This window comes from Variovorax sp. Soil_C_39, assembly GCF_057656815.1.
In genome coordinates this window covers 102,716-123,479 of record NZ_JBDGJQ010000009.1, presented here as the reverse complement: position 1 = coordinate 123,479, position 20,764 = coordinate 102,716, and the positions used below count along the sequence as shown (strand labels likewise).

General features: G+C 69.8%; 22 protein-coding genes. 5 read left to right on the top strand and 17 right to left on the bottom strand.

From position 1 onward, the window contains the following. Positions 1-8: 8 nt before the first annotated feature. Positions 9-854: an STAS domain-containing protein gene (locus AC3A6J_RS21455; protein ID WP_487862014.1), complete on the bottom strand. Its 846-nt coding sequence runs from the start codon at positions 852-854 to the stop codon at positions 9-11. 332 nt (positions 855-1,186) lie between these two features. On the opposite strand from AC3A6J_RS21455, the gene AC3A6J_RS21450 reads away from it, so the two are divergent. The 3 genes from AC3A6J_RS21450 (at position 1,187) to AC3A6J_RS21440 (ending at position 2,470) form a co-directional block, all read left to right on the top strand. Continuing rightward, a complete protein-coding gene (locus AC3A6J_RS21450; protein ID WP_487862013.1) occupies positions 1,187-1,444 on the top strand; it encodes a hypothetical protein in 258 nt (85 codons plus the stop codon). After that, complete coding sequence (locus AC3A6J_RS21445; protein WP_487862012.1) at positions 1,429-1,890, top strand: hypothetical protein; 462 nt, start codon at positions 1,429-1,431, stop codon at positions 1,888-1,890. Before AC3A6J_RS21450 ends, AC3A6J_RS21445 begins: the two co-directional genes overlap by 16 nt. Before the next feature lie 70 nt (positions 1,891-1,960). Beyond that, entirely contained in the window at positions 1,961-2,470 is a 510-nt protein-coding gene (locus tag AC3A6J_RS21440; RefSeq protein ID WP_487862011.1) for a guanylate cyclase, read from the top strand. A gap of 1 nt (position 2,471) precedes the next feature. On the opposite strand, the gene AC3A6J_RS21435 is transcribed toward AC3A6J_RS21440, so the two are convergent. The 6 genes from AC3A6J_RS21435 to AC3A6J_RS21410 form a co-directional block, all read right to left on the bottom strand. Next, entirely contained in the window at positions 2,472-2,840 is a 369-nt protein-coding gene (locus tag AC3A6J_RS21435; RefSeq protein WP_487862010.1) for a GFA family protein, read from the bottom strand. A 247-nt stretch (positions 2,841-3,087) separates the two neighbouring features. Further along, positions 3,088-4,245, bottom strand: coding sequence for an acyl-CoA dehydrogenase family protein (locus AC3A6J_RS21430; protein WP_487862009.1), 1,158 nt, complete (start codon positions 4,243-4,245; stop codon positions 3,088-3,090). Then, on the bottom strand, positions 4,242-5,447 hold the full coding sequence (locus AC3A6J_RS21425; protein WP_487862008.1) for an acyl-CoA dehydrogenase family protein: 1,206 nt from the start codon (positions 5,445-5,447) through the stop codon (positions 4,242-4,244). Before AC3A6J_RS21425 ends, AC3A6J_RS21430 begins: the two co-directional genes overlap by 4 nt. 4 nt (positions 5,448-5,451) lie before the next feature. After that, positions 5,452-6,438 (bottom strand): tripartite tricarboxylate transporter substrate binding protein, encoded by a 987-nt coding sequence (locus AC3A6J_RS21420; protein WP_487862007.1) that lies wholly within the window; start codon positions 6,436-6,438, stop codon positions 5,452-5,454. 21 nt (positions 6,439-6,459) lie between these two features. Beyond that, complete coding sequence (locus tag AC3A6J_RS21415; protein ID WP_487862113.1) at positions 6,460-8,574, bottom strand: acetate--CoA ligase family protein; 2,115 nt, start codon at positions 8,572-8,574, stop codon at positions 6,460-6,462. Positions 8,575-8,585: 11 nt separating this feature from the next. Further along, positions 8,586-9,380, bottom strand: a complete 795-nt coding sequence (locus tag AC3A6J_RS21410) for an enoyl-CoA hydratase (RefSeq protein ID WP_487862006.1) — start codon at positions 9,378-9,380, stop codon at positions 8,586-8,588. Positions 9,381-9,462: 82 nt separating this feature from the next. Here AC3A6J_RS21410 and AC3A6J_RS21405 point away from each other — a divergent pair, with 82 nt between their 5' ends. Beyond that, on the top strand, positions 9,463-10,233 hold the full coding sequence (locus AC3A6J_RS21405; RefSeq protein WP_487862005.1) for an IclR family transcriptional regulator: 771 nt from the start codon (positions 9,463-9,465) through the stop codon (positions 10,231-10,233). A gap of 14 nt (positions 10,234-10,247) precedes the next feature. On the opposite strand, the gene AC3A6J_RS21400 is transcribed toward AC3A6J_RS21405, so the two are convergent. Genes AC3A6J_RS21400 through AC3A6J_RS21365 form a run of 8 tightly spaced genes read right to left on the bottom strand, consistent with a single transcriptional unit; the run spans position 10,248 to position 18,219 of the window. Then, positions 10,248-11,045, bottom strand: coding sequence for a crotonase/enoyl-CoA hydratase family protein (locus tag AC3A6J_RS21400; protein WP_487862004.1), 798 nt, complete (start codon positions 11,043-11,045; stop codon positions 10,248-10,250). A 16-nt stretch (positions 11,046-11,061) separates the two neighbouring features. Beyond that, complete coding sequence (locus tag AC3A6J_RS21395; protein WP_487862003.1) at positions 11,062-12,072, bottom strand: acyl-CoA dehydrogenase family protein; 1,011 nt, start codon at positions 12,070-12,072, stop codon at positions 11,062-11,064. Between the two features lie 32 nt (positions 12,073-12,104). After that, positions 12,105-13,265: an acyl-CoA dehydrogenase family protein gene (locus tag AC3A6J_RS21390; protein ID WP_487862002.1), complete on the bottom strand. Its 1,161-nt coding sequence runs from the start codon at positions 13,263-13,265 to the stop codon at positions 12,105-12,107. Then, positions 13,262-14,530, bottom strand: a complete 1,269-nt coding sequence (locus AC3A6J_RS21385) for a CaiB/BaiF CoA transferase family protein (protein WP_487862001.1) — start codon at positions 14,528-14,530, stop codon at positions 13,262-13,264. Before AC3A6J_RS21385 ends, AC3A6J_RS21390 begins: the two co-directional genes overlap by 4 nt. Beyond that, positions 14,514-15,494: a Bug family tripartite tricarboxylate transporter substrate binding protein gene (locus tag AC3A6J_RS21380; protein WP_487862000.1), complete on the bottom strand. Its 981-nt coding sequence runs from the start codon at positions 15,492-15,494 to the stop codon at positions 14,514-14,516. Before AC3A6J_RS21380 ends, AC3A6J_RS21385 begins: the two co-directional genes overlap by 17 nt. Positions 15,495-15,505: 11 nt before the next feature. Beyond that, the gene (locus AC3A6J_RS21375) at positions 15,506-16,504 is read right to left on the bottom strand and encodes a tripartite tricarboxylate transporter substrate binding protein (protein WP_487861999.1); all 999 of its coding nucleotides are present in this window, start codon (positions 16,502-16,504) and stop codon (positions 15,506-15,508) included. A gap of 39 nt (positions 16,505-16,543) precedes the next feature. Beyond that, a complete protein-coding gene (locus AC3A6J_RS21370; RefSeq protein ID WP_487861998.1) occupies positions 16,544-17,047 on the bottom strand; it encodes a MaoC family dehydratase in 504 nt (167 codons plus the stop codon). Further along, a complete protein-coding gene (locus AC3A6J_RS21365) occupies positions 17,044-18,219 on the bottom strand; it encodes a CaiB/BaiF CoA transferase family protein (protein WP_487861997.1) in 1,176 nt (391 codons plus the stop codon). Before AC3A6J_RS21365 ends, AC3A6J_RS21370 begins: the two co-directional genes overlap by 4 nt. Positions 18,220-18,308: 89 nt before the next feature. On the opposite strand from AC3A6J_RS21365, the gene AC3A6J_RS21360 reads away from it, so the two are divergent. Then, positions 18,309-19,205 carry a LysR family transcriptional regulator gene (locus AC3A6J_RS21360; RefSeq protein ID WP_487861996.1) on the top strand — a complete coding sequence of 299 codons (897 nt, stop codon included), beginning with the start codon at positions 18,309-18,311 and terminating at the stop codon, positions 19,203-19,205. On the opposite strand, the gene AC3A6J_RS21355 is transcribed toward AC3A6J_RS21360, so the two are convergent. Both AC3A6J_RS21355 and AC3A6J_RS21350 read right to left on the bottom strand, forming a co-directional pair. Beyond that, entirely contained in the window at positions 19,160-20,425 is a 1,266-nt protein-coding gene (locus AC3A6J_RS21355; RefSeq protein WP_487861995.1) for a type II toxin-antitoxin system HipA family toxin, read from the bottom strand. The genes AC3A6J_RS21360 and AC3A6J_RS21355 overlap by 46 nt on opposite strands. Then, entirely contained in the window at positions 20,418-20,744 is a 327-nt protein-coding gene (locus AC3A6J_RS21350) for an XRE family transcriptional regulator (protein WP_487861994.1), read from the bottom strand. Before AC3A6J_RS21350 ends, AC3A6J_RS21355 begins: the two co-directional genes overlap by 8 nt. Between the last annotated feature and the right edge of the window lie 20 nt (positions 20,745-20,764).

Below are 20,764 nucleotides of genomic sequence, written 5' to 3'. Positions count from 1 at the left end.
TGGGTGCTTCAGCCCTCGCGCGAGATGCGCCAGCCGGCCTGCTGCAGCGCGAGCGCAAGCGCGTCGGCCAGCGTGGCCTTGGTGCGCACGCCCTGCAGGTCGATGCCCAGGTGCACGATGGTCTGGGCGATCTGCGGACGGATGCCGCTGATGATGCAGTCCGCGCCCATGAGGCGGATGGCCGTGACCGTCTTCAGCAGGTGCTGCGCCACCAGCGTATCGACCGTCGGCACGCCGGTGATGTCGATGATCGCGAGTGAGGAGCCGGTCTCCACGATCTTCTGCAGCAGGGCTTCCATGACCATCTGCGTGCGTCCGCTGTCGAGCACGCCGATCATCGGCACCGCCAGCACGCCCTCCCATAGCTTGACGACCGGGGTCGACAGTTCGAGCAGTTCCTCCTGCTGGCGGCGGATGATGTCCTCGCGTGCGATCTGGAAGGTCGCGACCGTGTGCTGCGCCAGCCGGTCGACGGCCGTCGACAGCGCCCACAGGGCGGTGCCCATTGCGCCCGGTTCGGCAGCCAGACGACGCTGGACCGCTTCGAACAGCGGCTTCTTGAGCGCCAGCACGAACATGCTTGTGTCGCCCGCCGACTGGCCCTTGGCCGCGCGCGACCTCGACAGTTCCGCGAGCGCGTCGCGCAGCGGCGCCCAGGCGGGCGCGTCGAAGCGCGCGGGGTCGGCATCGGCCTGCAGTCCCTCGTGCAGCCGGCGCACGATCTCGCTTGCCTCGGCCTGCGTATTGCGGCGAACCGCGGGATCGCTCAGGCCGGCTTCGTCGAGCCAGCCCGCGACGATGCCCTGCTCTTCCTCGCTCAGGAGGGCCAGCAGCACCTGGTGGTCGTTCTTCATGAGTTCCTCTGTCGTTCTATGTGTGCGTGAAACCCGAGGCTGCAAGAAAGGAAGCAACCGCTGCAGGCCCGGCGGGCCGTTTCACGGCATCGATCGTAGCCGGGCGCGGGCATGTCCTGCGCCTCCATGAAAAGCCCGAGTGCGCATTTTTCTGTAGGCGAATTCCTGCACGACGATCTCTCCGGTAGCGCGGTGCCGATGCGGCCTCGTCCTCGTTGCGAACGAGGCGCCCTCCTCAGGTGCGCATCGCGCGCGCCTACAAACCCGCGCGGTCCGGCTGCGTACAAAGTCCACAAGCCAACAGACAACAGAACGAAGAAGGAGCTCGGGCGATGACGCTGCAGCAGACGATCGAAAAATTCAGGCGTGTCGATGCCAGCCGCGCCGACTATCCGGGTGAACATCTTGCGGTGCTCGGTGCCGGCGTGCTGTTGTTGCTGGCCGCGGGCCGCAGCCGCTCGTTCCTCACGCGCATCGTGGCCGGTGCGGCTGGTGGTGCGCTGATCGCGCGGGCCGCCAGCGGCTCGGGCGGCATCGCCAAGCTCGCAGGCGTCATGCAGTCCGGGGGGCTCGGATGGCCACGGCGCTGACCTTGCGCGGCGCCGAGGGCGCCCAACTGCGTTGGTGCCTGGCGATCGGCGGGGCCGTGGTGCTCGTGGCCATGTATGTGTTCTATGCGACGCTGACGGACATCGTGCGCGAGAGCGTCGCCCGCGTGCCGCGCCTGCCGCCGTCGATCATCGAAGTCCACAAACCCACGCCGCCGCGCACGCTCGAGACAGCCGACGCGGTCTCGCTGCCCGAGGCGGCCCGCGTCACACGCCATGCGTATCCCGCATCGCTGGCCACGCCCGCTTCGCACAGCACGCCTGTGCGCAGCACCGTGAGAACGGCCCCGGCCGCTGTCATCGAAGTTCACAAGTGCGCCGGCCCCCACGGGGCGAGCTATTCCGACGGCCCTTGCCCCGCTGGCGCGCATGTGGACACGCTGCGGCTGCCTGGCGCTCCCGGCAGCACCGCCGCGGCCCAGCTTTGAGCAGCTTGTGCTGCGGCGCCAAGACGCGCATGGCCTGCAAGGCAAACGGGTACGATGCGGCGTTCTTCCCATGACATCCGATCAGCCCGACCCACCCCACCCCCTGCAGCGCCTTGGCGCGGCGGCCGACGCGCCTCCGAGCGAAGCGGTCGGTGAGTTCCTCGCGGCGTGCGCGGCCGACGGGCTCGACGCGGCACTGGAAGCGCTGAACCGGCGCGTGCTCCATCGCTACACCGCGATCTACCGGCTCGAGGGCGCCGTGCTGCGCAACGTGGCGCTGGTCGACAAGGCGCAGCAGATGCGCCCGGAGTTCCTCGCTGAAGTGCCGCTGGCCGCAAGCTTCTGCCAGTTCGTGCTCAGGGACGGTGTGTTCCTCACCGCCGATTCCGCCGGTGACGACAGGCTCGACGGCCATCCCTACAAGGGCGTGATGGTGGCGTACCACGGGGTGCCGATCCCTGACGAGGACGACAAGGTGTTCGGCACGCTCTGTCACTTCGATGTCGAGGAGCAGCCCTTGAGCGACGCAGAGTTCGGCAACCTGCAGAACATCGCACGCGTGGTTCGTCCGTACCTTTAGCTCAGGCCGAGCGGCCGTCGTGCAGCGTGACCGGCACCGCCTGCAGGTCGATGCCCTCGATGCAGCGGATGTTGATGGCCGCCATTTCGCCGCCCGCGGGCGACCTGCCCTCGCCGTAGGGGTGGATGCCGCAGGCGCGGCAGAAGCGATGCCGGATCGCATGCTTGTTGAACAGGTAGGTGCCGGCGTTCTCGTCGGGGGTCAGCAGGCGCAAGGCGCTCCGCGGCACGAACCACAGCAGCGAACCCCTGCGCTGACACATCGAGCAATTGCACGACAGCGCCGAATCGATCGCGCCCTCCACCTCGAACTTCACTTGGCCGCAATGGCAGCTGCCGATGTGCTTCGTGGCGGGTCCGGTGTCTTCCATGGGGATGCTCCTTCAATTACTAAACCTTGTGGTTGAGTATCGAGGGCGCCCCTGCCCTTGTCAAGCGAACGCCGCGGGTCATGGCCTCGCTGTTGCTGCTGTTGTGGATCGCGGCCCTTGCCGGTGCCGCGCCCGAGGCGCTCGAAGCGCTCGAAGCGCTGGCACGCGACGGCCGCTGGGCCGACCTGCACGACTGGACCGAGCGAGTGAGCGGTCCTCCGCCGGCCCTCCGGCGCCGGGAACCGGCTCAGCCCAGCACGGTGCGGGCGATCAAGCCCAACTGCACCTCGGCGGCGCCGCCGAAGATGGTGAATGCCCTGCTGTTGCAGTACTCGGGCACCAACGTTGCCGTGGCGGCCCGCTGGTCCGGCGGGTCGCTGCGCCAGCGCAGGCTCTCGCTGCCCAGCGCCTCCACACCCAGTTCACCGATCGCCTGCTTCAGGCGGCTGGCCCGAAGCTTCAGGATCGAGGAGACCGGCCCGGGGCTCGCCCCGGGTTCGATGGCGCCCATCGTGCGCAGCTCCAGCCATTCGAAGGTGTCGAGGTCCGATGCCACTTCGCCGAACCGGCGCAGCAGCGCGTCGCCGGCCGTGCCCGGGGCCTGAAGCACCTGCGCGACGCGCTTGAGCTGCGCGCGCAGCCGGGGGCTGAAGATGCCCGCGCCGCGTTCGAACTCGAGCAGATACTTGGCGCATTCCCATCCTGCGTTCTCCTCGCCGACGCGGTCGGCCTTCGGCACGCGAACGCCATCGAAGTGGACCTCGTTGACCTCGTGGTCGCCGCCGATGGTCTCGATGGGTCGCACGCTGATGCCCGGCAGCGCCATGTCGACCAGCAGAAAGCTGATGCCCTGCTGCTTCTTTCCCTCGTTGCCGGTGCGCACCAGCGCGAACATCCGGTTGGCGCGGTGGGCGTAGCTGGTCCAGATCTTGGTGCCGTCTAGCACGTAGTCGCTGCCGTCGCTGCGCGCCTGCAGGTTCAGCGAGGCCAGGTCGGAGCCGGCATTCGGTTCGGAGAAGCCCTGGCACCAGTAGTCCTCGCTCGAAAGGATGCGGGGCAGGTAGCGCTGCTTCTGCGCCTCGGTGCCGTAGCGCAGCAGTACCGGCCCCACCAGCCGCACGCCCATGGGATGCACCAGCGGCGCGCCCGCCAGGGCGCACTCGGTCTCGAAGATAAAGCGCTGGAGCGCGCTCCAGCCGGTGCCGCCCCAGGCCTTGGGCCACAGCGGCACGAGCCAGCCCTTGGCTTGCAGTGCCTCCTGCCAGGGCGTGGAGATCTCGGGCGCCGGATACATCGAGGTCGTGACGCCCTGCCCTTCGCGCATGGCTGCCGTCAGGTGCTGCGCGAGAAAGTCGCGCACTTCGTCGCGAAACGCCTGCTCGGCGGGGTCGAGGTCGAGGTTCATGGGCTGGCTTCCGTTGCCAATGGACGGCACTCTGGGAGCGCCTGGCTTTGCGCGAAGGCGCCGTTGTCGATGAGCGACTTGCCAAGATGAAGTGCGTGCGATGCGGCATCGCCGTCCTGCTGGCCGAACGCCAGCAGCAGCCGGAAGGTCGCCGCGATCGGCAACGCTTCGCACACGCCCATCGCGCCATGCAGCTGCACTGCCTCCTGCGCAACGTAGCGCGCCGCGCGAACGACCTTGGCCTTGACGAGCGCCGCCTGTTCGATGCCGGCGTCCGTGCTCGACGCGAGGCGCATGGACGCGAGTTCGCAGGCGGCCTGCGCCTCGGCGCAATGAACGGCCATCTCGGCCAGGCGGTGCTGCACCACCTGGAACTGCGAGAGCGACTGGCCGAACTGCCGCCGCTGTTGCGTGTATTCGGCCGTTCGGTCCAGTGCCGCCTGCATGGCGCCCGTGGCCTCCCACCCGAGCGCCACGATGCCTTCGGCCAGCACGCGGTGGATCCGGCCGGCGGCGTCCGAGGCCTCTTCGCCCCCGACCCGTTCGGCTGCGACCGCGTCGAACGCGATGTCGGCGGCGCGGCCACCCGCCGTGGTGTCGTACGCGTCCATCGCGACGCCCTGCGCGGCAGGGTCGACCAGGAAAACCGCCGCTTCCTCGCCGGCGCTGGCCGTCACCAGCCAGCGCGTGGCACCCGGTGCCGAAAGCACCTGACGCTTGCAGCCGCTCAGCTGCCAGCCGCCCGCGGTGCGGCGCGCCGTCGTCGTGCGCGGGCCCCATGGCAGCCGGTCGCCGGGCTCGGTGTGGGCCAGGGCCAGGCGCGCATCGCCGCTGGCGGCGGCGCCCAGCCATTGCGCTTGCTGCGCGGGCGTGCCGGCCAGCGCCAGCATGCGCCCGGCCTGCAGCACCGACGCGTGCCACGGCTCGACCACGAGGTGACGGCCGAACGCCTGCATCAGCAGGCCGACCTCCAGCGGTCCGAGGTCGACGCCGCCGGCGGCATCCGGCAACGGCAGGCCGAGCCAGCCCATGTCCGCGAACGCCCGCCAGGCGCCGGGCGCGCCACCGTCGCGGTGCACGCCGGCTTCGCGCTGCCGGAAGTCGTAGTGGTCGGCCAGCCACGCCAGTGCGCTCGACTGGAGCATGGCCTGCTCTTCGGTGAGCGCGAGCCTCATGCGCACGCCCCCGTGTTGCGGATCCACGCCATCAGTTCGCCTTGATCTTCGCGCTGGAGATGACACGCTGCCACTGTTCGATGTCGCGGCGCAGGAAGGCCTCGAACTCGGCGGGCGAATTGCCGATGATGTCCAGGCCCCACCCCTTGAAGCGCTCGCGAAGTTCCGGGTCCTTCAGGATCTCGATGATCTCGCGGTGCAGCCGGTCGACCACCGGCCGGGGTGTTCCGGCCGGTGCCACCAGGCCCAGCCAGGGCATCGCTTCGTAGCCCGGCAGCCCGGACTCGGCGACCGTCGGCAGCTCGGGAATCGAGGGTGAGCGCACGGCCGTGGTCACTGCCAGCGCGCGCAGCTTGCCATCGTTGATGAAGGGCCTCGACGAGCCGAGAGCGTCGAACATGACCGTGACCTGGCCGCCGACCAGGTCGGTCAGCGCCGGACCGCTGCCCTTGTACGGCACATGCACGATGTCGATGCCGGCCATGCTCTTGAACAGCTCCCCTTCCAGGTGCGTCGAGGTGCCGGTGCCGGTGGACGCGTAGTTGAGCTTGCCGGGGTTCTTCTTCGCATAGGCGATCAGCTCGGCCACCGAGTTCATCGGCAGGCTCTTGTTGACTTCGAGCACATGGACCACCGACGCGACCTGCGTCACCGGGGCGAAGCTCTTCACCGGGTCGTAGGCGACCTTCTCGTACAGCATCGGTGCGGTGCCGAGCGACGACGCTGCCAGCAGCAGCGTGTACCCGTCGGCAGGCGCGCGCGCCACATGGTCCGACGCGAGCACCGTTCCCGCGCCGGGCTTGTTCTCCACGATCACCGGTTGGCCCAGGCGCGGCGACAGCTTTTCCGCCAGCGCGCGCGCCAGGATGTCGGTCACCCCGCCGGGCGGGAAAGGAAGCACCAGCCGCACCGGCTTGTCCGGATAGCCCTGGGCATGCGCCGCCAGCGGCACCAGCAGCGCCGCTGCGCCGGCCATGCACATTGCCGCCACGGCCTTCGTCACGTTCCGTCTCTTCATCGTCGTCTCCTGTTGTGAATCTCAGCGGGGCGGAGCCGCCAGCACCAGCGCATCGAGCGCGACGGCGCCCTGGCCTGCGGCACGCACCTGCAACGGGTTGATCTCGAGCGCCTGGACCTGCGCGCCCAGCGCCTGGGCGGCATCGCACAGCGCGGCAATGCCCGCGCTTGCGGCCTCGACGTCGGCCAATGGCCGCCCGCGAAAGCCGTCGAGCAGCGGCCAGGTCTTCAGTGCGCGCAGCATCTCGCCGACCATGGCGGCGTCGACCGGCAACAGACGGTGGCTCGCATCGCGGTACAGCTCGGTCAGCACACCGCCGAGCCCGACGGTGAGCGCCGGCCCGAACACCGGGTCGTGCGTGACGCCGGCGATCAGTTCCGCCACACCGCCCGCCGCCATCGGCTGCACCAGCACGCCGTCTATGGCGGCGTCCGGATGGTGCCGGCGTGCGTTCGCCAGCACTTGCGCGCAGGCCGCGCGAAGCGCCGCCTCGTCGCGGAGGTTCAGCCGCACCGCGTCGGCCTCCGTCTTGTGCGCGATGTCGGCGCTGAGCACCTTCAGCGCCACGGGCCAGCCCAGCGCGCGGGCCGCATCGAGCGCCGCGTCCGCGTCGGCGCAGGCCCGCCCGGGCAGCGTGGGCACGCCATGGTGCGCCAGCAGCTGCACCGTCTCGTGCTCGTTGAGCCGGGCGGGCAGCATGCCGGCCGCGTCGTGGCGGGGCGCAGACGCGCGCAGGGCCGCCCAGCGCGCCGCGGCGTCGCGACGCGATTGCCACAGCAGGAACGGCGCCAGGGCCTGGGTCGCGCGGCCGAGATCGTCGAACACCGGCACGCCGCCGGCCGCAAGACGCTCGCGCGAGGTCGCGGCGCCGGTGTCGATGGCGACGAACAGGCGGCGATGGCGCGCGCTGGCATCGATCAGCGCGTCGGCCATGCGGTCGAGCATGTACCCCGGCGCGTAGACGACCACCGCATCGACGGCATCGCTCTTCGCCAGCTCGGCAAGGATCGTCTGCACGAACGCGGGGTTGTTGACCACGTTGCCCGTGACATCGACCGGGTTGGACACCATGCCGTAGTCGGGGATGCCTTCGCGCAGTGCCTTCTGCAGCGCCGGGGGCAAGGTCGGCACGTCGAGCCCGGCGCCGATGAACTTGTCGGCGAGGATCGCGCCGAGCGCACCCGACATCGTCACGATGGCCACCCGCTTGCCGCCCTCTCGGGCCCGAAAGCCGCTGAGGTACGCGAGATCGGCCATCTGCGCGAAGTCGGTGCCCCGGATCACGTTGAGCTGCTCGAAGGCCGCGCCGTACAGCGCCAGGTTGCCTGCCAGCGCGGAGGTGTGCGAGCGCACCGCCTCGGAGCCCTTGTCGGTCTCGCCGGCCTTGTAGATCACCAGCGGTTTGCCTTGCGCCGCGAAGCGCAGCGCGGCGTCGACGAAGCGCGGGCCGTTGCGCAGTTGCTCTACGTAGCCGATCACGCAGTCGGTGTGCACATCCTCGGCCAGGTACGCCAGGTACTCCGAGAACTCTAGCGTCGCCTCGTTGCCGGTGTTGATGAAGTGCGACACCGGCACGCCGAGCCGGCGGATGAGTGCGAACACCGCCGAGCAGACGTTGCCGCTCTGCGTCAGCACGCTCACGCGGCCCGGATCGCTCTGCGGCGGCACGTTGCGAAAGACCGAGGCGAATGCGGTGTGGGCCTGCAGGTTCAAGTTGGCGAAGCCCATGCAGTTGGGGCCGGCCACCACCATGCCCGTGCGTGCCACGAAACTTTCGAATTCGGCCTGCAGTGCCGCGCCGCTGCCGCCCGCTTCGGCAAAGCCCGCGGCGTAGACGATGGCCGCCCGCGCGCCCTTCGCGTGGCAGCGCTCGAGCATGGCCGTGACGTCTTCGGCGCCGATGGCAAGCACCACCAGATCGGGGGCTTGCGGCAACGATTCGATGTCGGGGTAGCAGGTGTAGCCGAACACTTCCTCGTACTTCGGATTGATGGGGAACACCTGGCCGGCATAGCCGAAGTGGCGCAGCAGGTCGAGCGGCATGCCGCCGATGCGGGCGGGGTTGTTGCTGGCACCCACCAAGGCGATCGATCGCGGCTGCAGCAGTGCGTCGAGCCGGTGGGCGCCGGGCTGCATCTGGCGTGCGCTCACTTGGTGGTCCCCTTCTGGATCGCGTTCGAAAGCCCTGCCTCCTTGGTGCGCCGGTACTCCTCGCTCACGTGGCTGAGCTGGTGCACGTCGAAGTGCGACGAAAGCGCCTGGCGCATGCCCTGCACATCGACCGAGCGGTTCAGCGACTTCTTCAGCACGCGCAGCGCGAACGGCGGTGCGGCGGCGATGCGCTGCGCGAGCGCCATCGTCTCCGCGTCCAGCCGGTCGTTCGGCGCGATGCGGTTGACCATGCCGATCTCCTTTGCATCGGCGGCCGAGAGCCGCTCGCCCGTGAACAGGAACTCCTTCGCCCTGCGCAGTCCCATCACCCAGGGATGGATCAGCACCTCGGTGGCCGCCGCGCCCATGGTGTGCGTCACCGGATCGGAGAAGAAGGCGTCTTCCGAGGCCACCACCAGGTCGCACATGTTGGCCACCATGAAACCCGCGGCCACGCAGGCGCCCTGCACCTGTGCGATGGTGGGCTTCGGAAAGTCCCAGATGCGCATGCAGTAGCCGAAGTAATGCTGCTCCTCGTAGGCCCAGCGTTCTTCCACCGTGAACTGCGCGCGCTCCGCCTCGGCCTGCTTCAGGTCATGCCCGGCGGAGAAATGCGCGCCCTTGGCGGCGAGTACGACGACCCGGGTTTCGGTGTCGCGGCGTGCGTCTTCGAAGGCCGCGTCGAGCTGGTCGAGCATCTGCTGGCTTTGCGCGTTGCGGGCCTGCGGCCGATTGAGCCAGATGCGGCGGACGGCGCCGGCCTGCTCGATCAGAAGAAGGGGTTCGCTCATGAAGGGTTCCTGACGTTGTGGACGCCGATGCTCGGCGCGTTATGCTCACATCGCGATCAGGACCTGCAACTTTTCCCACATCATGAGCAAACCTATGGAAACCCCGGGGGCACAGAACATGCGCCGCTCGCTTGCCGTTCTGCGCGTGCTCGGCGCGCACCACGAAGAGGGACTGGTGGTCAACGACGTGGTCGCGCTCACGTCGCTCGAGCGCTCGACGGCGCACCGGCTGCTGACCTGCCTGGTCGAGGAACAGTTCGCAGAGCGCGATCCGGCCACGCGCCGCTACCGGCTGGGCCTCGAGGCGATGCGGCTCGGATTCGCGTCGCTCAAGCGCGCGCCGCTGGTCGCTTCGTACCAGCCGGTGCTGCAGCGGCTGGCCCGCATCTCGGAAGACACCGTGTTCCTCCTCGCACGGCAAGGCGACTACACGGTCTGCCTGGCGCGCGAGGACGGCGCCTTCCCGGTCAAGATCTTCAGCACCCGCGTCGGCGATATCCGACCGCTGGGCATCGGCGTGGCGGGCCTGGCCATCCTGGCTTCGGCGCCGGACGACGAGATCGCGCGCATCACGGCGCAGCACGCCCCCGCGTTCGACGCGGCCGGCTTGACGCCCCTGCAGAGGAGCAAGGCGATCGCGCGCACCCGGCGCACCGGGTTCTCCGAGCTCGTGGACACGGTCACCGAAGGCGTGGCCGGCGTCGGGGCGGTGATCCCCGACGCGGCCGCGCCGTTCGCCGCAATTTCCATCGCGGCCATCAAGCCGCGCATGTCGCCGGCACGGCGCATCGAACTCGGCAAGCTCCTGATCGAGACGCTCTCCGCGCCGGAGCGCTCGACAGTGCCCGCCTAGGCGCGGGCACGCCGTCAGTCGTTGCCGAACATCGGCTTGCGCTTCTCCACGAACGCGCGCACCGCCTCGCGGTGGTCGCCCGTCATGTGGGCGATGGCCTGGTAGCCGGCCGACATCTCGAGCAGCGACTCGAGCGTGCTGCGCTCGCCTTCGCGCAGCAGGCGCTTGGTCATGCGCAGCACGCCGCCGGGGTTGGCGGCAATGCGCGCGGCGAGCGCGAGGCTTTCTTCCATCAGCCGCTCGTGCGGCACCACGCGCGACACCAGGCCACAGGCGAGGGCCTCCTGCGCGCTCAGCGCGTCGCCGGTGAATGCCATCTCGCAGGCCTTCGACATGCCCACCGCGCGCGGCAGCAGCCATGCGCCGCCGTCGCCGGGCACGATGCCGACCTTCACGAAGCTCTCGGCGAAGGTCGCCTTCTCCGAGGCGATGCGGATGTCGCACATGCAGGTGAGGTCGAGGCCCGCGCCCACCGCCGGGCCGTTGACGGCGACGATGACCGGTACGTCGAGGTTGTAGAGCGCCTTGGGCAGGCGCTGGATGCCGTTGCGGTACTCCTCGCGGATCACCTCGGGCGAGAGGCCTTCCTTCTCGTAGCGCTGCATGTCCTTGACGTTGCCGCCCGAGCTGAACACGGGGCCTTCGCCGGTGAGCACGACCACGCGGATGCCGCGGTCGCGCGTGATCTCGTCGCACGCCGCGACGATCTCTTCGACGGCGGTGTTGCCGGTGAGCGCGTTGCGGGTCTCGGGCTGGCTCATGGTGAGCGTGAGGATGGCGCCGTCGCGCGCGGTCTTCAGGAATCGGGTCATGGGGGCGTCCTTGTTCTCAAACGGGATCGGTGGTGTCACGCACGAGTTCGAGCGCCAGGCCCTGCCGCTGGTCGACTAGCTCGCTGCCCAGCACGTCGTGCCAGAAAGACTCGGACCCGCCGGCCTGGCGCCAGGCGTGCAGCCGGCGGGTGTACATCTGCAGGTCGAACTCGGCAGTGAAGCCGATGGCGCCGTGGATCGAATGGCTCAGCGCCGCCACCTCGAGCGCGGCCTCGCTGGTGCGCGCCTTGGCGATCGCCACGCGCAGCCGGTCGCCGCCGCAGCCCAGCTGCGCGGCCATGCGGGCCGCGAACACGTGCTCCGAGATCACGCTGAGCTGGTGCTGGATGGCCTGGAACTTGCCGATGGGCCGACCGAACTGCTGGCGCTCGTTGGCGTACCGCAGCGTGCGGGCGAACACGCTGCCCAGCGCGCCAGCCAGCTGCGCGGCCAGCAGGCCGGCCTGCAGCACACGCAGGTCCGCCGGCGCGAAGGCCTCGGGCACGGACAGCGCGGCGGTGAGAGCCGGCGCGGGCCACGAGAGCGTGGCGTCGAGCGCCGAAATGGCGCCCGCCGACGCGGCGGCATCGACCGGCAGAAGGCGACAGGTGCGGCCGGCATCGCCGGGCACGGCGACCTCGGCGAGCACCCAGTCGGCGACGCGGCCGCCCATGACGCGGTCGCACACCAGCATGCCATCGGCACGCACCCGGCCTTGCGCCAACGCGATGCTGCCCGCAGGCCGCGGCAGCCCGGTGCGTGCGAGCAGCGCGCGCGCCACCATGGTTTCGGCGAGCGGCACGGGCACCACGAATTCGCCGCAGAGTTCGATGAGTGCGAAGGCGTCGGGCAGCGAGAGCCCGGTGCCGCCTTCTTCCTCGGGCAGCAGCGTGTCGGCAAAGCCCGATGCCTCGATCGCCTGCCACAGGCCTGCGGCCGAGGCGCCGCCCTCGATATGGCGCACGGCGTCGAGGCTGCAGTGATCGGTGAGCATGGCGCGCAGGGCGTCGATGTAGATGTCGTCCATCGGTTCGTCTCTTTCTGCTTCTTCTCTTGCGCTCAGCGCAGGCCGAGGCCGCGCGCGATCATGCCGCGCAGGATGTCGCGCGTGCCGCCACGCAGCGAGAACGAGGGCGCCACTTGCGTCACGTAGTCGAGCGTGTGCAGCAGCGCGAGCGGAATGTCCTGCCCGTCGCGCGCATACAGGTCGTCGGCGATGGCGGCCGGAATCAGCTGCTCGACGCCGGTGCCCAGGTCCTTCACGAGCGCCGCCTCGACGACCGGGCTGCCGCCCTGCGCCACCTTCTCGGTGACGGCAATCGACATCGCGCGCAGCGGCGCGAGCTGGCCGAGGATCTTGCCGGCCAGCCGCACCGATGCGGACGTGCGGCCGGCGGGGGTGCGCACGAAGGCGAGCCATTCGTCGAACAGCACGATGCTGGAGTAGAGCCGCTCGGGCCCGCTGCGCTCGAAGGCCAGCTCGGCCGTCACCTGCTCCCAGCCCTTGCCCTCCTCGCCGATGAGCGCGTCGGGTGCGAGCGCCACGTTGTCGAAGAAGACCTCGCAGAAGTGCGAGTCGCCCGAGAGGTCGGTGATCGGCCGCACCGTCACGCCCGGCAGGCGCAGGTCGACGATGACCTGCGACAGCCCCTTGTGCCGGTCCTGCGCATCGCCCGACGTGCGCACCAGCGCGATCATGTAGTGGCAGTGGTGGGCGTTGGTGGTCCAGATCTTCTGGCCGTCGAGCGTGAAGCCGCCTTCGGCCGTGCGCACCGCGCGGGTTCGCACGCTTGCCAGGTCGGAGCCGGCATCGGGCTCGCTCATGCCGATGCAGAAGAACGACTCGCCGCGGCAGATGGGTGGCAGGTAGAACTGCCGCTGCGCCTCGGTGCCGTACTTGAGGATCAGCGGGCCGCTCTGGCGGTCGGCGATCCAGTGCGAGCCGACGGGCGCGCCGAAGTTGAGGAACTCCTCCACCAGCACGTAGCGCGCGAAGGCGCTGCGGCCGCCGCCGCCGTAGGCCTCAGGCAAGGTGATGCCGAGCCACCCGCGCCGGCCGAGTTCGCGGCTGAAGGCGCTGTCGTAGCCCGACCACGACCGGGCGCGCACACGGGCGGGCACGCCCGCCAGCGCCTCCGAAAGAAAGGCCCGCACGGGCGCGCGCAGCGCCTCGTCCTCGGGCGGAATGGCCGTCAGCGACAGCGAGGTCAGGGCACTCATCCGATCACTCCTTCTTTCATCAGATCGGCAATGGCCTCTGGCGCCATGCCCATCACATCGGCCAGCACATCGTGCGTGTCCTGGCCCAGCAGCGGCGGCGCACGGCGGTACTGCACCGGCGTGTGCGACATGCGCAATGGGCTGGCCACCAGCGGTATCTCGCCGGCCACGGGGTGCGTCATCCGGATCTGCGTGCCGCGCGCGCGCACCTGCGGATCGGCGAACACGTCGGCAATGGTGTTGATGGGGCCGCAGGGCACGCCCACCTGTTCGAACAGCGCGATCCACTCGGCGGTGGTGCGCGCCACGGTGAGTTCGCGCATCAGTGCGATGAGCTCGGCGCGGTGCGCGATGCGGTCGGCGTTGGTCCTGAAGCGCGCGTCGTCGACCCACTCGGCGCGGCCGACCGCGCGGCAGAAGCTGCCGAACTGGCCGTCGTTGCCGATCGCCAGGATCATGAAGCCGTCCTGCGTCGGGAAGTCCTGGTACGGCACGGTGTTGGGATGGGCATTGCCCATGCGCTTCGGCGTGCCGCCGTAGAGGTGGTTCATGCCCTGGTTGGCGAGGCAGGCCACCTGCACGTCGAGCAGCGCCAGGTCGATGTGCTGGCCCACGCCCGTGAGGTCGCGCGACTGCAGCGCCGCCAGGATGGCGGTGCTGGCATAGAGCCCGGTGAGGATGTCGGTGAGCGCCACGCCCACCTTCATCGGCCCGGCGCCCTCTTCCCCGTCCGCACGGCCGGTGATGCTCATGAGGCCGCCCATGCCCTGCATCAGAAAGTCGTAGCCCGCGCGCTCCGCGTACGGCCCGGTCTGGCCGAAGCCGGTGATCGAGCAGTAGACCAGCCGCGGATTGATCGCGTGCAGCGCCGCGTGGTCGAGGCCGTACTGCGCGAGGCTGCCGACCTTGAAGTTCTCGATCACCACGTCGCAGCGCCTGGCCATCTCGCGCACCAGCGCCTGGCCTGGCGCGGTGGTGAAGTCGATGGCGACCGACTTCTTGTTGCGGTTTGCGCACAGGTAGTAGGCCGAGTCGCGCGTGTCGGCGCCCTCGCGGTCCTTCAGGAAGGGCGGACCCCACAGCCGCGTGTCGTCGCCGCGCCCGGGCCGCTCGACCTTGATGACCTCGGCGCCCAGGTCGCCCAGCGTCTGGCTGGCCCAGGGGCCAGCGAGCACGCGCGAGAGGTCGAGCACGCGGATGTGCGAGAGCGCGCCGGCGGCGGCCTGCGGCGGCACCGGTGGCGCCTTGCTACTGCTGCTCGACATTGGCCTTGACCGCAATGCGCTTCCACAGCTGGATCTCGGCGGCCTGGAAGGCGCGCATCTCCTCGGGCCCGCCGCGCATGACCTCGGCACCGAGGCGCTCGTAGAACGCACGCGTCTCGGGCAGGTTCGCGATCTTGGTGAGCAGGGTCGCGAGCGTATCGGTCTCGGCCTTGGGCGTCTTGGCCGACACCATGGCGCCGACCCAGGTGTAGGCCGCGAAGCCCGGCAGGCCGGCCTCGCTGGCGGTCGGCACGTCTGGCAGCACGGGCACGCGCTTGTCGGCCGCTACGGCCAGCGCTTGCACCTTGCCGGCCTTGGTCAGTTCCTGCACGCTGGTGATTTCCGCAAAGGCCATGTCCACCGTGCCCGACACCACCGCCATCGCCGCCTCGCCCGCACCCTTGAACGGCACATGCGTGGTGCGGACCTTGGCCGCGTCGTTGAAGAGTTCGGACATCAGCTGGTAGCCGGCCGAGCCCGCACCGTAGTTCAGCACGCCGGGCCGGGCCTTCGCGCCCTCGATCAGCGCCGACAAATTCCTGTAGCTCGAGTTGCCGGGCACCACGACGAGCGCGGGCGACCGCATCATCATCGTGAGCGGCGCAAGGTCGGCCACCGGGTCGTAGGGCAGTTGCCTGAACAGCGCGACGTTCACCGCCAGCGTGGAGTTGCTGCCGACGAACACGGTGTAGCCGTCGGCCGGCGCCGAGAGCACGGCCTTCACGGCGATGAAGCCGTTGGCGCCGGGTTTGTTCTCCACCACCACGGGCTGGGCCGTGAGTTCGGTGAGCTTGCGTGCGAAGTAGCGCGCCGAGGTGTCGGTGCCGCTGCCCGGCGGAAACGGCACGACGAACTTGATGGGCCTGGAAGGAAAGTCCTGCGCATGCAGCGGGGCCCCACCGAGCAGGGCCGCCAGCCACACGAGCGACGCGGCGAAACCGCGATGGAGGAAGGACATGGACATGGTCGGCACCTTCATTCCAGAGTCACGCCGGTGGCCTTGACCACGCCGGCCCAGCGTGCCAGTTCCTTCTTCACGTAGGCGCCGTATTCCTGCGGGGTAGAGCCCAGCGGTTCGGCGCCCTGCACGGCCAGCCGGTCGCGCACCTCCGCCGACTTGAGCGCCTTGACGATCTCGGCGTTCAGGCGCTCCACCACGGCCGGCGGCGTGGCGGCCGGCACCATCACGCCCTGCCATGCGCCCACCTCGAAGCCGGGCATGCCCGACTCGGCCAGCGTGGGCACATCGGGAAACAGCGACATGCGCTTGGCGGTGGTCACCGCCAGCATCTTCATGCGCTTGTCGCGCACGAAGCCCATCACCGAGTTGACCGTGTCGGTCATGAACTGGATCTGGCCGCCCACCAGGTCGACGTCGGCCGGCGCGCTGCCCTTGTAGGGCACGTGCGTGGCCTCCAGGCCGTGCGCCTGCACGAACTGGAAGGCACCCAGGTGCGTCACGTTGCCGTTGCCCGCCGAGCCGTACGAGAGCTTGCCGGGGTTGGCCTTGGCATAGGCCACGAACTCCCTCACGTTGTTCGCCGGAATCGACGGATGGGTCACCAGCGCGAGCGGCACCACGGCCACCAGCGCGACTGGCGCGAAGTCCTTCAGCACGTCGTACGACACGCTCTTGTAGAGCGCCGGGCTCAGCGCGATCGACGAGGTGTTGTAGAGGACGGTGTAGCCGTCGGCCGGTGCCTTGGCGACCATCTGCGCGCCGATGTTGCCGTTGGCGCCGCCGCGGTTGTCGACCAGCACGCTCTGGCCCAGCTGCTCGCCGAGCTTCTGCGCGAGCACGCGCGCCACGAGGTCGGTCGGCCCGCCCGGCGGGAACGGCACGACCAGCGTGATGGGCTTGGCCGGCCAGGCCGGCGCCTGTGCGAAGGCGGCCGGGGCGGCGATCGCGAGCACTGCGGCGGCAGCACTCGCGATCGCCAGCCGGCGGCGCGAAAAGAGGCGGGTTGCTTTCATGGCGGTGTTGTCTCCGTTGTGGTTGTTGGCGGTTCGAAATCAGGCGGATGCGTCCGCGGCGCGGCCCGCGAGCAGGCGCCGCGCGTCGTAGTGCATGACGCATTGGCCGTGCTGGTTGAAGACCTCGATGCGCGAGTCGACGATCGCGCGGTTGCCCTTGGAGGTCGGCCGGATGCCGGTGACTTCGACCACGGCCTCGATGCTGTCGCCCACCCGCACCGGCGCATGGATCTTCTGCACCAGCTCGAGCATGGCCAGGCCGGTGCCCTGGATCATGGTCTGCAGGATGAAGCCTTCCACCAGCGTGTAGGTGAGCGCGGCCGGCACGGGGCGGCCCGCGATGGCGCCGGCTTCGTACTCGGCGTCGATGAAGATCGCCTCCAGCATGCCGGTCACGCCGATGAAGTTGACGAGGTCGGCCTCGGTGATGGTGCGCCGGAAGGTGCGCATGCGCTGGCCGACCGAGAGGTCCTGCCAGGCGAAGCCTTGGCCCAGGCGGGGCAGCGCGCGGTGCGCGGGGGTGAACTGCGGAAGATCGGTCATCGGGAGGTCTCCAGGAAGGTGTCGATGCGTGCGGTGGACCAGCCCGCCGCGGCGAGGCTTTCGCGTGTGTGCTCGCCCAGGCGCGGCGGCATGCGCACCGGCGGGCGCACCCCGTCGAACTTCACCGGCACGCCGGGGAAGCGCATCGCCCCCATGTGCGGGTCGTCCAGTTCGGCGAAGAAGCCCGTGGCCACGAGGTGAGGGTCGGCCGGCAGGTCGTCCAGCGCGCGGATGGGGGCGGCCGGGATCTCCAGCCGCTCGCAGGTGGCCAGCCACTTTGCGGTGCTGCCGCGCGCCACGAAGCTGCCGGCGAGCGCGAGCAGCTCGCCGATGTGGCGCGTGCGCGCGGCCATGTCGGCAAAGCGCGGATCGGACGCCAGCGCCGGCTCGCCGACTTCGGCGAAGAAGCGCTGCCAGTGCTGGGTGGTGTACGGCATCATGCAGATGTGCCCGTCGGCGGTGCGCCAGGGCCGGCGCCAGGGCGTGAGCACGCGCGGATAGCCGGCCGCGGCGAGCGGCGGCTCGAAGTGGCGGCCGTACATGTGCTCGACCAGGTTGAAGGCCACCATGGTTTCGAACATCGGGATCTCGACGAAGCAGCCGCGGCCCGTGCGCTCGCGCCCGAACAGCGCCGCCAGGATGGCCTGCGCCGCGACCAGCGCGCAGGTCTTGTCGGCCGCGATGGTGGGCAGGTAGCGCGCCTCGCCGCCCTGCTGCGCCATCAGGGCCGACAGCCCGGACATCCCCTGGATCACGTCGTCGTAGGCCGGGCGCCCCGCGTAGGGACCTCCTTGCGCAAAGCCGTGCAGACCGGCATACACCAGGCGCGGAAAGCGCGCGGTCAGCGTCTCGGGGTCGATGCCGAGCGCGGCGAGCTTCTGCGGCCGCATGCTGTGCATGAACACGTCGGCATCTGCCAGCAGCGCCAGCAGCGCCTCGCGTGCGGCCGGGCGCTTGAGGTCGAGCACCACGCTCTTCTTGCTGTGGTTGCTGCCGAGGAACACGGCCGACATGCCGGCCTCGGCGGCCGGACCGGTGTGGCGCGTGGAGTCGCCCTCGGGCGGCTCGATCTTGATCACCTCGGCGCCGTAGTCGGCCAGCGTCTGGCTGGCCAGCGGCCCGAACACCACGCTCGATAGGTCGAGCACCTTCACACCCTGAAGGGGAAGCATCGTCTGTTTGTCTCCTGGCCCCCATTCTGGAAAGGGCGCGCTGCGCCGTCCAATATCAAATTCCCGCTCTGTGATACCTTTTGGAGATCATGGACATACGCCAACTGCGCCACTTCATCGCTCTGGCCGAGACGCTCAACTTCCATCGCGCGGCCGAGCGGCTGCACATGGCGCAGCCTCCGCTGTCGGCCTCGATCCGGCGGCTCGAAGAACAACTCGGCGTGCCGCTGTTCGTGCGCAACCGGCGCGGCACCGAGCTCACGCCCGCCGGCGCGGCCGCGCTCGAGAACGCGCGGCGCGCGGTGTTCCACAGCGAGCAGTTCGCGCTCGCGGCGCAGGCCGCTTCGCGCGGCGAGGCCGGCATCCTGCGCGTGGGCTTCGTGGGCTCGGCCACCTATGCGCTGATGCCGCGCGTGCTGCCGCGCTTTCGTGCGCGCTACCCGGGCGTGCACCTGCAGCTGGCCGAGTCGACCACGGCGCGCATCGTCGAGATGGTGGAAAGCGGCGACGTCGACGTCGGGCTGGTGCGCTTTCCGATCGGGCGCGCATGCAAGGCGCGCATCTTCCCGGCGGAGCGCGACGTGTTCATGGCGGCGCTCTCGATCGACCACCCGCTCGCACGCCGCCGGCGGCTCACCCTGGCCGACCTGGCCGGGGAGACCTTCGTGATGTACGGCGCCATGGAGGTGCCGGGCCTGCACGCCGCGGCGCTGCTGGCCTGCCAGCAGGCGGGGTTCATTCCGAACGTGCAGCAGGAGGCGGTGCAGGTGCAGACCCTCATCAGCCTGGTCGAAAGCGGCCTCGGCGTGGCGCTGGTGCCCTCGGTGGCGGCGCGCCACGTGGCGCGCAACATCGTCTTCAAGAAGCTGGCCGGACCGGGCGCGCAGACGGCGATCGGCATCGCGCTCGCGCTGCCGCCCGGCGGCCAGACTTCAGCGGCTCAGCGTTTTCTGGAGAGCGTGCTGGCGCCGGCAGCGGCGGCGTAGGCCCTGCGTTGGGTGCCGAGCCTGTCGTTGTCCAGGTACTGCGCGAGCATGGCCAGGTCGGCCTCGCCGACACCGCAAGCCCGGAAGTGCGATTTCCAGTGGCCCACGACCTGTGCCATCGCCTGGACGATGGCCTTGGCCGCGGGAAGCTTGAGCCCGAAGGCCGCATGTCCGGACAACGCGTTGTCCAGCGTGGAAGCCGAACCGTCACGCCCCACGAGGAGCGCCTGGTAGCCGAGGCCGCTCATGCTCGGCACCATGTCGAACGCGGGCGACAGGGACCAGCTGCCGTCCGCGTGTCGCAGCAGCGCATGGTTCTTTTCATGGTCGTCGGTGTTGTCCATGAGGATGTTGAACACCATGCGCCTGAACAGCTGGGCCTGCTGCTGCGCGATCTCGTTCGCGCGGGCCATGCGCCGCAACTGCTGCGCCAGGTTCGGGTAGCCGTAGGCCTCGCCCACGGCGCGCAAGGCCACGTGCGCAGAAATTGCGTGGATGCGCCAGCCCGCGTCCCGGTCGAAGCGGCGAACCGCGACAGCGTGCCGCGCGCCCACCGGCAGCGCCCGCGTGGGGGCCACGTCGATGCCGCACTGCGCGGCGAGCGTCATCGTTGCATGTTCGATCAGCGGCGTGTCTTCGTCCTCGCCTTCGCAGAACTTGACGAGCCAGGGTTCGCCGTCGATCTCGACGAGCGACTTCGGCCGTGCGCCGCCGAGCGAGACCCCGGGCCGCAGCAGCCGCTGCTCGATGTCTCCAACGGCTTCATTGGCAAGAACCTTGCGGATCACTTCGCCCATCGCCGGAAGATCGCCGAGCGTCGGGATCGGCGATGCGCCCCAGGGGCTGTACGTGTCCGGCAGCTGGCTCACGCCGAGGGCGCCGTAGCGGTCCGCGCCAGCGAAAAGCAGGAACTCGAGCAGCGACATGCGCGGCGACCGCTCGAACTTGCGGATGACCCGCTCACCCCATCGATCGGGCCGCGCATCGTCCACCGCCCCGGCCGCTTCCTGCTTCTGCGAAGGAACGAAGAGCTCGTCGACGAGCGGGAGATCCTCGCTGATCGCAAACCCGTGCCGAAGCCAATGTGCGTCATAGCGCAAGGCCACGCCCTGCCCGCGCAGCGACAGCGAGACCTCGCCCACGCGCACGGGGTTGTGCGGGTCGGTGAGCATCCAGAGCGACAGCCGGTCCGTCGGTTCGTAGGTGCTGCCGTCAGACATGGGTCTTCGCTCCCCGGCGCGTGGCCGTCTGGACGTCGTTTTCCAGCGCGACCAGATCGTGCTTCGGGTCCGCCAATGCCGCCAGGGCCTCATGGCGCCTCATCAGCCAGAGCGCTGTGGCGTAGACGCCCGCCGATACCGTGGGATCGCCTTTTTCCATCTTCGCCAGCGTCGGCACGGAGACGTTCAACCGGGCTGCCCATCCGCGCAGCGACTGCTTGCGGCGCTTGCGCGCGATGGCCAGGTCGTTGCCAAGCTGAGCCAATGCATTCAGCACCACCCCGGGCAGGCTTTCGACGGCGTTCGATCTCCTTGGCATAAAACTATTCTTTCACAAAT

Coding starts and splice junctions, on each gene's coding strand:
- AC3A6J_RS21445 (WP_487862012.1), top strand. CDS start 1,429: ATGGCCACGGCGCTGACCTTGCGCGGCGCCGAGGGCGCCCAACTGCGT.
- AC3A6J_RS21395 (WP_487862003.1), bottom strand. CDS start 12,072: ATGGACGACATCTACATCGACGCCCTGCGCGCCATGCTCACCGATCAC.
- AC3A6J_RS21385 (WP_487862001.1), bottom strand. CDS start 14,530: ATGTCGAGCAGCAGTAGCAAGGCGCCACCGGTGCCGCCGCAGGCCGCC.
- AC3A6J_RS21360 (WP_487861996.1), top strand. CDS start 18,309: ATGGACATACGCCAACTGCGCCACTTCATCGCTCTGGCCGAGACGCTC.
- AC3A6J_RS21430 (WP_487862009.1), bottom strand. CDS start 4,245: ATGAACCTCGACCTCGACCCCGCCGAGCAGGCGTTTCGCGACGAAGTG.
- AC3A6J_RS21440 (WP_487862011.1), top strand. CDS start 1,961: ATGACATCCGATCAGCCCGACCCACCCCACCCCCTGCAGCGCCTTGGC.
- AC3A6J_RS21435 (WP_487862010.1), bottom strand. CDS start 2,840: ATGGAAGACACCGGACCCGCCACGAAGCACATCGGCAGCTGCCATTGC.
- AC3A6J_RS21455 (WP_487862014.1), bottom strand. CDS start 854: ATGAAGAACGACCACCAGGTGCTGCTGGCCCTCCTGAGCGAGGAAGAG.
- AC3A6J_RS21410 (WP_487862006.1), bottom strand. CDS start 9,380: ATGAGCGAACCCCTTCTTCTGATCGAGCAGGCCGGCGCCGTCCGCCGC.
- AC3A6J_RS21365 (WP_487861997.1), bottom strand. CDS start 18,219: ATGCTTCCCCTTCAGGGTGTGAAGGTGCTCGACCTATCGAGCGTGGTG.
- AC3A6J_RS21400 (WP_487862004.1), bottom strand. CDS start 11,045: ATGACCCGATTCCTGAAGACCGCGCGCGACGGCGCCATCCTCACGCTC.
- AC3A6J_RS21405 (WP_487862005.1), top strand. CDS start 9,463: ATGAGCAAACCTATGGAAACCCCGGGGGCACAGAACATGCGCCGCTCG.
- AC3A6J_RS21370 (WP_487861998.1), bottom strand. CDS start 17,047: ATGACCGATCTTCCGCAGTTCACCCCCGCGCACCGCGCGCTGCCCCGC.
- AC3A6J_RS21420 (WP_487862007.1), bottom strand. CDS start 6,438: ATGAAGAGACGGAACGTGACGAAGGCCGTGGCGGCAATGTGCATGGCC.
- AC3A6J_RS21380 (WP_487862000.1), bottom strand. CDS start 15,494: ATGTCCATGTCCTTCCTCCATCGCGGTTTCGCCGCGTCGCTCGTGTGG.
- AC3A6J_RS21415 (WP_487862113.1), bottom strand. CDS start 8,574: ATGCAGCCCGGCGCCCACCGGCTCGACGCACTGCTGCAGCCGCGATCG.
- AC3A6J_RS21375 (WP_487861999.1), bottom strand. CDS start 16,504: ATGAAAGCAACCCGCCTCTTTTCGCGCCGCCGGCTGGCGATCGCGAGT.
- AC3A6J_RS21350 (WP_487861994.1), bottom strand. CDS start 20,744: ATGCCAAGGAGATCGAACGCCGTCGAAAGCCTGCCCGGGGTGGTGCTG.
- AC3A6J_RS21390 (WP_487862002.1), bottom strand. CDS start 13,265: ATGAGTGCCCTGACCTCGCTGTCGCTGACGGCCATTCCGCCCGAGGAC.
- AC3A6J_RS21355 (WP_487861995.1), bottom strand. CDS start 20,425: ATGTCTGACGGCAGCACCTACGAACCGACGGACCGGCTGTCGCTCTGG.
- AC3A6J_RS21450 (WP_487862013.1), top strand. CDS start 1,187: ATGACGCTGCAGCAGACGATCGAAAAATTCAGGCGTGTCGATGCCAGC.